9 protein-coding genes, 1 tRNA gene and 1 pseudogene are annotated in these 10,043 nt (G+C 49.7%); 1 reads left to right on the forward strand and 10 read right to left on the reverse strand.

The features are described from left to right. The 7 genes and pseudogenes from IQ219_RS11225 to IQ219_RS11255 form a co-directional block, all read right to left on the reverse strand. Positions 1-251 (reverse strand): annotated as a pseudogene (locus IQ219_RS11225) (transposase); the annotation flags it as partial. A 57-nt stretch (positions 252-308) separates the two neighbouring features. After that, positions 309-1,112, reverse strand: a complete 804-nt coding sequence (gene proC / locus IQ219_RS11230) for a pyrroline-5-carboxylate reductase (RefSeq protein ID WP_194021256.1) — start codon at positions 1,110-1,112, stop codon at positions 309-311. 136 nt (positions 1,113-1,248) lie between these two features. Next, positions 1,249-3,333 (reverse strand): M3 family metallopeptidase, encoded by a 2,085-nt coding sequence (locus IQ219_RS11235; RefSeq protein ID WP_194072651.1) that lies wholly within the window; start codon positions 3,331-3,333, stop codon positions 1,249-1,251. 116 nt (positions 3,334-3,449) lie between these two features. After that, positions 3,450-3,833, reverse strand: coding sequence for a type II toxin-antitoxin system VapC family toxin (locus IQ219_RS11240; protein ID WP_194072652.1), 384 nt, complete (start codon positions 3,831-3,833; stop codon positions 3,450-3,452). Further along, positions 3,830-4,066, reverse strand: a complete 237-nt coding sequence (locus tag IQ219_RS11245) for a type II toxin-antitoxin system Phd/YefM family antitoxin (RefSeq protein WP_194072653.1) — start codon at positions 4,064-4,066, stop codon at positions 3,830-3,832. The genes IQ219_RS11240 and IQ219_RS11245 overlap by 4 nt, the downstream gene beginning before the upstream one ends. A gap of 304 nt (positions 4,067-4,370) precedes the next feature. Then, positions 4,371-5,114, reverse strand: a complete 744-nt coding sequence (locus tag IQ219_RS11250) for a hypothetical protein (protein ID WP_194072654.1) — start codon at positions 5,112-5,114, stop codon at positions 4,371-4,373. 287 nt (positions 5,115-5,401) lie between these two features. Next, positions 5,402-7,204, reverse strand: a complete 1,803-nt coding sequence (locus IQ219_RS11255) for an aspartate kinase (protein WP_190596624.1) — start codon at positions 7,202-7,204, stop codon at positions 5,402-5,404. Between the two features lie 146 nt (positions 7,205-7,350). Between IQ219_RS11255 and IQ219_RS11260 the strand changes: the two genes are divergently transcribed. Beyond that, positions 7,351-7,434: transfer RNA gene (locus tag IQ219_RS11260), tRNA-Leu, on the forward strand. Between the two features lie 191 nt (positions 7,435-7,625). On the opposite strand, the gene IQ219_RS11265 is transcribed toward IQ219_RS11260, so the two are convergent. The 3 genes from IQ219_RS11265 to IQ219_RS11275 all read right to left on the reverse strand — a co-directional run. Continuing rightward, complete coding sequence (locus tag IQ219_RS11265; protein ID WP_194072655.1) at positions 7,626-8,822, reverse strand: GNAT family N-acetyltransferase; 1,197 nt, start codon at positions 8,820-8,822, stop codon at positions 7,626-7,628. An 87-nt stretch (positions 8,823-8,909) separates the two neighbouring features. Further along, a complete protein-coding gene (locus tag IQ219_RS11270) occupies positions 8,910-9,401 on the reverse strand; it encodes a DUF427 domain-containing protein (RefSeq protein WP_194021277.1) in 492 nt (163 codons plus the stop codon). Between the two features lie 3 nt (positions 9,402-9,404). Continuing rightward, a partial coding sequence (locus tag IQ219_RS11275; protein ID WP_194072656.1) for a hypothetical protein occupies positions 9,405-10,043 on the reverse strand: 639 nt, incomplete at its 5' end.

The raw sequence follows: 10,043 nt of genomic DNA on the forward strand, positions 1-10,043 counted from the left end.
CATTCGATTTTTTGACTATAGCTTTTGTCTAACACCGTATCGTCAAAGACAACATAAGCTTTTGGTGATTCGATTAGCTCTAGACGTACCTGTTCCCACAGCAGACGAGGAGTCAGTTTTACTCCTTGTAGGTAACGTTTGATCCGGTCATGGCTCACACCATCGAGATGCTTGGCAAGGTTTGTTAGGGTGTAGTTAATTGGGCTACTCAGTAAATACTGACAGTAATCTAAACGAGTGAAAGAAGTCATCCTACTACCTTAACCTCATCTATCTTGCGTAAGTCCTGACTAAATACTGCCATGCATTTATTTTTTGCCTAGTTCCTGGGAACGGCGATAGGCAGCCCGCACAGCTTCGATGATGGCGGAGCGAAAGCCCATTTTTTCCAGCACTGCTACCCCAGCAATGGTAGTGCCCCCCGGACTGGTGACCTTATCTTTAATTTGGGCGGGGTGTTCCTCGGTGTCTTTGATTAACTGGGCCGTTCCCAACACCGTTTGCAAGGCCAATTTTTGGGCGATCGCCCTGGGTAATCCGGCCAAAACGCCACCGTCCGCCAGGGCTTCGATCATCAAAGCGACGTAGGCCGGGCCCGAACCGGAAACCCCCGTCACGGCATCCATTAAATTTTCTGGCACTTCCACCACATTGCCCACCGCCGAAAAGATGGCCTTGGCCTTGGCTAACTGATCCGGCTCTACCATTTTGTTAGCGGCGATCGCCGTCATGCCGGCCCCAACGGTGGCGGGGGTATTGGGCATGGCCCGGATAATGGCATGGTCAGGAAAGCCTTTTTGAATTCTTTGCAGGGAAACCCCGGCCAAAATGGAAATGACCAAGGGACGATTGGCTCCTCCGGCTAAGCTGGCCAGGACCCGGTCTAACACCTGGGGTTTAACCGCGAGCAACAGCACCTCAGAAACATTGGCCGCCTCTTGGTTATCGGGGGAAACTTTAACTTGATAGGTTTTTTGTAAATAATCCCGTCGGGCACCGTGGGGTTCTCCCACTATAATTTCCTCTGGGGCGTAGGTTTTCTCTGCAATTAAGCGGGCCAGGATGGCCTCCGCCATTACCCCACCGCCGATGATACCGAGTTGAATGGACACTGTAATTTAGGCTATTCCCAATAGTATTCAGAATTATACCTTGAACCCCCAACTCCACCGATCTCACGGCCAAGCCAGCAGGGGAGATGCGGGAGTTGGTAAGGTTCATTGCTCAATTCATTAATCGGGCAATCGCTTAAGTTGCACTGGGTAACAAACCGTTATGGCGCAACAGGGGAGCAGTTTGTGGTTGTCGTCCCCGGAATTTTTCAAAGACCACTGCCGGCGCGAGGCTTCCCCCCAAGGCCAACACCGTTTCTCGAAAACGTTTACCTGTGGTTTGCACCGCAGCTTCATTGTCTAAGCCCACTTCCTCAAAGGCGGCAAAGGCATCGGCACTGAGCACTTCTGCCCATTTATAGCTGTAGTAACCGGCGGCATAACCCCCAGCAAAAATGTGGCCAAAGGAGCAGAGAAAGGCATTTTCTGGCAGGGGAGGCAAAATGGTAGTGATTTTCGCCAGGCGATCGCCAATTTGTTCAATGGTTTCCGGGCCGTCGGGACGATAGCGATGATGCAATTCCAAATCCAGCAAGCTGAAATTAATTTGCCGGAGCATGGCGGAGCCGGTCATAAAATTACGGGTGGCGAGGATTTTTTCGTATTCCGCCTGGGGTAAAGTCTCGCCGGTTTGGTAATGCTTGGCCAAGCTAAACAGGGTGGTGGGGTCATAGCACCAATTTTCCATAAATTGGCTGGGCAGTTCCACGGCATCCCATTCCACGTTATTAATGCCCGCCGCACCGCTGTAATTAACCGTGGTCAGCAAATGTTGTAACCCATGGCCAAACTCATGGAACAGGGTGGTCACTTCATAAAAAGTCATCAGACTAGGCTGATCCCCCACCGGCGGCGTTTGGTTACAGATTAGATAAGCCACTGGCAGACGCAGGGATTTTTGCCCATTTACCAACTCTTGACCCCGGTTTAAGCAATCCGCCATCCAGGCACCGCCCCGTTTTTCCGACGGCCGGCTATAGGCATCTAAGTAAAAACTGGCGATCGCCGTGCCTGATTCATTCAGCACTTGGAAAAATTGCACATCAGGGTGCCACACTGGAGCCGAATCTTGACTGGGCTGAATGGTGACCCCAAAGAGCCGTTTAGCTAGGGCGAATAGACCTTCCAGCACTTGGGGCAAGGGGAAATAGGGCCGCAGAGCTTCCGCATCAAAATCAAATTCCTGTTCCCGTTGTCGTTCCGACCAATAGGCCGTATCCCAATGGTGTAGCTCTGCCACCCCAGCAAATTTCTGTAGATCGGCAAATTCCTGCTCCGCCGCCTTATAACTGGGAACCCGTAACTCCTCCAACAGTTTTTCCACCGCTGCCACATCGGGAGCCATTTTGCGAGACAAACTCAACTCTGCATAGGTGTCAAATCCCAACAACTGAGATTTTTCCAGTCGCAATGCCAAAGTTCTTTCAATCAGGGGATGGTTATCCCACTGCCCATCGGCCGCCCGACGGATAAAGGCTCGGTAAACTTTTTCCCGTAGATCCTCCCGCTGACTATATTTCATAAAGGGTAGATAGCTGGGATAGTCCAATGTAATTATCCAGGGACCTTCTTCCAAGGTGGCGTTTTCTTCCCCTTTCTGTTGGACCGTTTGGGCCGCCAGGGCTAATAAACTAGGCGGTAACCCCGCAATTTCTTCTTCAGTCGTTAATTTCAATTCAAACGCTTGGCTGGCATCCAACACATTATTGGAAAACTTGGTGGCCAGTTCCGCTAATTCCAACTGGATTGCGTTAAATCTTTCCCGTTTTTCTCCCGTTAAACCGACACCGCCCAATTCCGCTTCCCGGATATTGCTTTCCACAATGCGTTGCTGGGCCGGCTCCAATTTGTCCCACTCGGCGCTATTTCGCAGGGCCACAAAGGCTTCATAAAGGGGACGACTTTGTCCCAAGCGGCTAATGAATCTCACCACCAAGGGTTGTACCTGTTCAAACTCATGGCGCAATTCGGGACTATTTTTCACCCCCATCAAATGGGAAACGGTGCCCCAGGTCCAACCCAGCTTTTCTTCCAGGGTCGTCAGGGGTTCCACCAAGCCTTCCCAAGTGGGTTGTACGGATTTTTCCAACTCGGTTAATTGGGCTTCTAGTTCCTGCACCAGGGTGGTCACCGCTGGCTCCACGTCGGTGGGTTGAATTTTGTCAAAGGCGGGTAAACCCCGGCCTTGAAGGAGCGGATTAATCACGGTGGTGTGGGTCATAGTGATGGAAAAACAGAAAAGTTTGGGTCAGAGGAAAAATTCTTGTGGATAAACCACTCCCTAAATTTTGGCATGAAGGCAATGAAAAAATCAGGCAACGTTGTTGAGCTGCGCTGCTACAGAATACTAACTGAGTAGGCACGAACTGCTGAATCTACTGTTGCAATTGTCAGGCCATTCTGTAAGGCTTGACAGACAAGCATTCTGTCAAATGGATCACGATGTAGTGGTGGCAGTTTAGCCAGTTGAACTACACTATTCTCGTCAAGAGCAAGGCTGGCAATTTGATGAAGCTCGCGCTGCTTGGGCAAATACGTTTCGGGAGACTCTGGTAGAGGAAGCTTGCCCAATTGGTATTTGACAATTGCTTCCCAGACAGAAACTGAACTCAGGTAGACCTCATTGTCTGGATCACGAATTGCATCCCGAGCCCCTGTTGACAACTGGGTATCGCCACTAATAAACCACAAAAAGATATGCGTATCTAGCAAAATCCTCATTTGCCCTCGAACGCACTGAGAAGATCTTCCGGAAAAGGATCATCGAAATCATCTGGAACGGTAAACTCGCCTGCACACAAACCGAACGGTCTCAATTGCTTACCACTGGTAATAGGTTTGAGTTCGGCGATCGGCTTGTCAAATCTAACAATAACGAGAGTCTCACCTGCCTCTACTTGCCGAAGATATTTCAAAGGATCACGCTGCATTTCTTCAACAGTAACGTTTAACATAAAATTTCCTCTTCCAACTCAGTTAACTGGGCTTCTGGTTCCTGCACCAGGGTGGTCACCGCTGGCTCACATCAGTAGCTTGAATTTTGTCGAAGGCGGGTAAACCCCGGCCTTGAAGCAGGGGATTAACAATGGCGGTGTGGGTCATGGTGATGGGAAAACAGAAAGGCTTGAGTCAAGGGAAAAATGTTTGTGGATAAATCACTTTCTAGATTTTTGCGCTAGAGTATGATGTCATCAAGGGGGAATAAACCATCATTTAAGTCTATGTTGTAAACGTCCAAGCTCCCAATAGAGGGTATGGTTAGGCAAGCCCGCCACTCAGTTTACCCTCGTCATCATCTTGCACGTTGCCTGTATGGTTTGCTTTGATCTGCATCCTAATTAGAAGATCTGTTCCACCTTGCCGCCCGACGAAACCATGCTGAGCCAACGCATTTTCGATGGAAATTTCGAGCTGCCTCACGCGAACCCCTATCGGGGGAAGCATATCGCAGAGGCATGCTCTATACTCTCCTGCGGCCAATTCAATCATGCTGGTTGGGTACTTCCACGGTCGACCAGCAGGGTTCATAACTTGATGGCGGCCTGACTGCTGTGTACCTGGCACAATTGTACAAATATATCCCTCGCATCCATCTTCTCTTAACGCCGTACACCAACTGAGTATGCCGAGAGCTGTGCCGGCGCGAGCGACTACATATTCAGATCTCTGCGCCAAGTGATCCGAAACATTTCGAAGATCACGAATCGGTTGGGTTATTTTTTCAAAAGATGGATCGTCGACAGCACCGGGCGCGAATTTCCACAACGAACGGAACCGGTCAATTGCATCAACAATGGCCCAAGCGTCGAGGAAGGCCAACGTGAATTCATGTCCAAGTTGTGCCCCCTCTTCGGAAAGGGCGATGCGTGTGAGTGTCGCCTGCAGGCGTGAGTGCGCCAGCGACACGATTTCCACTGCATGTCTCATACCGTCAAAGAAGAGGAGTTGCTTGCGATCAAGCTCAGAGGGCAAGCGTTTAAGTATTGAATTAGTAGCGAGCATGAGCAGACTGGCTATAGGCTAACTTAACTATGTATTATATGGAAAGTTTCCGGTTAATACTTAGTTAGGTAACGATATCCCTCTTCCGTCAAAATGGGTAGACCAATTGGAAGACAACCACGGAAAGGATTTAACGACAAAGGTTTCAGGCCGTGTACTTATAAGTCCAGCGTTAGATGATCGCCTGTAGACCCATAGTAAAATCTGGTGACATTTGGGGATTCCCTATGCAATTTGTCTAAACAAGAAATGTCAAACTCCTTTAGAAAGTGTTTGAAAAATAGGCTCTAAGCAGGCACGGTGACGGTTTTTGTCCCTGCCAAATTAAAGGCGCTGTGGGCAGCTTTCAGGGCATCCACTCCCCTATCCTGGGGCACCACACAACTGATTTTAATTTCCGAGGTGGCAATCATTTCAATGTTGATATTTTCCTGGGCCAGGGCGGCAAAGAAGTGGGCCGCTACCCCCGGATGGCCAATCATGCCGGAACCGACAATGCTGACTTTGGCGATGGCTTTGTTCACTACCGCCGCTGCATCGGGCCAATTTTTGACCAAGGGTTGCAAAATCGCCTCAGCCTGACTGCTATCCCCTTCCGCCACCATAAAAGCAATATCCCGGCAGGGGGTGCCTTGATTAATGCGGCAGCGCTGGGATTGGATAATCATATCCACACTGATATTGGCTTCGGCTAGGGCGGTGAATAGTTGGGCGGCCATGCCAGGGCGATCAGGCACATGGCGAATGGCAATCTGGGCTTGGTCTTGGTCTAGGGCTACCCCCCGCACAGCGGGCAGATGGGAAGTATTGGCTTGATTTTTGGGTGGGGACAGAGTGACGCCAAAGGCGTTGGATAAGGCGGCGATCGCCCGGTCTGCATCCCGTTGGTCAATAACACAGCTAACTTTAACTTCGGAGGTCGAAATCATTTCAATGTTGACTCCCACATCGGCCAAAGTTTTGAACATTTTGGCGGCAATGCCAGGGCGACCGATCATACCGGCCCCGGCAATGGCAATTTTAGCGATGCCTTTTTCGACAATAATTTCCGCTTCCTGATCCGCTTCGGGACAACTGCGGAGCGCTGGGGCAATGGCGGTGGTGATGGCTTCCGCTGTGTTGAGTAAGTCTTTGACAACGGTGAAGGCAATGTCATTACTGTTGCCGTCGTGGATAGATTGGATAATTAAATCAATATCCACCTGTTGTTGGGCAATATCCCGAAATAACTTCGACGCTACCCCTGGGCGATCGGGCACCCGCAACAGGGCGACTTTTGCTTGATCGGCGTCGTATTCCACCCCATCCACTGCCTTGGCAATTTCGAGCCCGACCAGGGAACGGTTTTGTACCGGGGGAGCCACTACTTTTGTTCCCGGCTCGTCACTCCAACTGGAACGCACCACCAAGGGAATGCCATAATTGCGGGCAATTTCCACTGCCCGGGGATGGAGCACTTTTGCCCCCAGACTGGCCAATTCCAACATCTCGTCACAGGTAATTTCCGCCATCAGTTGGGCTTCCGGCACTAGGCGGGGATCGGTGGTGAGAATGCCCGGTACGTCGGTGTAAATTTCACAAAAATCTGCCTTCAATGCCGCCGCCAGGGCCACCGCAGAGGTGTCTGAGCCGCCCCGTCCCAGGGTAGTAATTTCTAGATGTTCTACGCTACTGATGCCCTGGAATCCCGCTACGACCACCACTTTCCCTTCCCTTAAATGGTGCTCCAGGCGATCGGGACGAATTTCTAGAATGCGGGCCCGGCTATGTTCGGCCTCGGTGACGATGCCCACTTGGGCTCCGGTGAGGGAAATGGCGGGCTGGTCTATTTCCTGTAAGGCTAAACTCAATAGGGCAATGGACACCTGCTCCCCGGTGGAGAGTAACATGTCCATCTCCCGACGACAGGGGTTGGGGGAAATTTGCTGGGCTAAATCCACCAGCACATCGGTGCTTTTTCCCATGGCCGACACCACCACCACTAGGGAGTTCCCCCCCTGTACAGTCCGTTTAATACGTTGGGCCACCGCTTGAATACGCTCCACAGTGCCAACGGAGGTGCCGCCAAATTTTTGAACGATTAGTGCCATGGTGATTTCGGGATAGGGCCGGGGAAAAGTCGGCAGTTCCCCATGGTATCAAAAAAATTAAGCCGCTATGATTTCTCGGCAAAAGCCTGTTGACTTCCGGTCAATCCTGGGGGATGATATTCTTTCGGTAAGAAAAACCACCGCAAGCGGAACTGGCGGAATTGGTAGACGCGCTAGATTCAGGTTCTAGTGTTCGTAAGGACTTCCGGGTTCAAGTCCCGGGTTCCGCATCCTAACCCTACTCAGGTTGATCAAGGTTTACTATCGACTTGGTAAATTTCTTCTCGGGGTAATCTGGGTTGCCACAGCTTTTGTGTTTTTTTAAGTTGCTAAAGCTCCAGAGAATTTGGTGAAAATTATCCTCCCCCAATAAAAGAAAGCCATTTGGTTAGTCTTGTGACCAGGATAATTGAGTTAGCTTTTATTGTTCTAATGCCAGGCTGATTTCCTTTCTACTAAAGGGCAAATCCTGGTTAATGGCATCAATTTCTGCTTGCTCCATGGCATTAATTTCATCAATGTAGATCTGCAAAATTTGTTGCATTTTAGGGTGGTAAAACCGATGTAAGCTGTAGTTAGCTGTGGCGGGAAAACCTCGACGGCGTTTATGGCGACCCCCAGCCCCTGGATCGAATAGTTGAATACCTTCCCCAATGGCCCATTCAATCGGTTGATAGTAGCACGCTTCAAAGTGCAGACAATCATAATCTGCCAGGCTCCCCCAGTACCGACCATAGAGGCGATCGCCTTTGCGTAGACAAAAAGATAAACCAACGGGATGTTGATCGTCGTGCTCTGGAAAAGCTAGCACCAAAACCACCCTAGCCCGGTAATCTTCGTACAAAGACTGAAAGAATTTTTTAGTTAGATACTTGCTACCCCAATAGAATTTGTCACAGGTACTACTATAAAAACGATAAATTGCCGGGAAAAAATGATGGGGAATTTGATCTCCTTGTAAAACTTGAATACGTAAGCCGGCCTTTTGCACCGCTTTCCGCTCTCGTTTGATATTGCGCCGTTGATTGGCATTAAAAATTTGCAAATAATCGTCAAAACTTTGAAAATTTTGATTTTGCCAGATATAGCTATGGTGCAACCAACCAGTGAAGCCTAAATTTTCCATTTGCTTTTGCCATTGGCGATCGACAAACAAAAAATTACAACCAGAAATTTGATTTGTTTGGCAAAAGTGGTCAATGGCTTCCACCATAATTTGGGTGATCAAAAATTCATTAGCTTCAGGGTCAATTAAAAAACGATAGCCTTCAGCAGGGGTAAAGGGAGCCATACCCAGCAACTTTGGATAATAGTCAATGCCTAATCGTTGGGCTAAATCTGCCCATTGGTGATCAAAAACAAATTCTCCGTAACTATGGCCTTTGAGATATAAAGCCGCTGCTCCTAGTAAGGTTTCCCCCTGCCATACGGTCAGATGACAAGGTTGCCAACCGGTGTTACGAACAGCACTGCCGGAGGTTTCCAGGTTATGGAGCCAATGCCATTCCAGGAAGGGAGTTTGTAGGGGCACCGCCAATCGGTCCCACTGGGGCTGAGGAATTTCCGCCAAGGCATGGTGCCAACGCGCTGTCAAACCAGAAGGATGGGACTTGGCCATGGTTAATCAGAACAGCAATCAGGCAGTTTTCGGTAATCTAACGAATATTGTCCCCCGTCGCAACCAACTGTTCTATCGACTGGCCAATTACCAGCCCCAGGTGCCAATGCCACCCTTAAAGGGGCCGACAATTTTCGATGTAATCCAGCCACCGTAGAAATCCCCCGGCTGGGCAGTTACTAACTCTTCATCTACATAGCAGGCATCCATTTTACTGGGATAAAAGGCTATGTAATCTTTGATCACGCTAAATCTAGTATTGGGAGTGGGGTAATACCAAGCCACGTTATCTCGCCGGCGATCGCCTAAATTGAGATGATAATAGCTGGCCTCCCCTTTCCATTCACAATAGGAATGTCTAGTGGAAAGCTCCAGATATTCAGTCCGGACATCCTGGGGAGGAAAATAGTAAACCGGTGGATGGCTGGTCTCTAATACCCGTTGAGTCGAGCAACTATCGGCAATGGTGATGCCGTCACATATAATCACCGCCCTTTGGCTAGAAGCTTCAATTTGGGGAGGACGGGGATAATCCCAGACCGATTCTTGCCCCGGTTCGGGAGTAGTGGGTTGGGGCATAGGTCAAAGACTCAATAATTGTTGCGGTTGGCGATCGCCCAGACTCGTCGGTAGGGGCAGATTATTCAAACAACACCAATGGTAAGTGTATAGATTGGCGTGGCCATGGTTAATGGTGGCAATGGCCGGCGCCGCAGGGAATGGCCAAAGTCGGTCAAATAGTAATCCTTGGGCAAGGCTGAACTGTAGCAAATAAACTGCCGGTGGAGCCTTCAACTCCTTGACCAAAGCCTGGGCCAAATTCTCCAAACCATTTTGGTAGCGTTGATAGGGCGGTAAATCCCAGGACACCATCTCATAGGCATTGGGCATCATCCCCTCATAGATTAGAGGTAGGAATTGTATGCCATTGGCTGTCACAATAATTGGCAGCCAATGATCCCCCAACCAATTAGCGTCACTACACAAAGGTAAATTAAGCTGTTGGCTCACCCACTGACGACGGGCATTAATTTCCTGACATGCCTGGTAAATATTTTGTCCTGGAAAATCCAGCCAACGGGGTAGCTGAATGGTCAACGGGCAGTAAATTCGCCCCCCCATTTGGGTTTGTTGCTGGGCCTGGTCCGACCATAAACTAGCCACCGCCACCGTCTCAATAATCGTTTCCGGGGAACAACCGGCGATCGCCTCCTTCAAAGC

The sequence above is a fragment of the Synechocystis sp. LEGE 06083 genome (genome assembly GCF_015207725.1).
Taxonomy (GTDB): domain Bacteria; phylum Cyanobacteriota; class Cyanobacteriia; order Cyanobacteriales; family Microcystaceae; genus Synechocystis; species Synechocystis salina.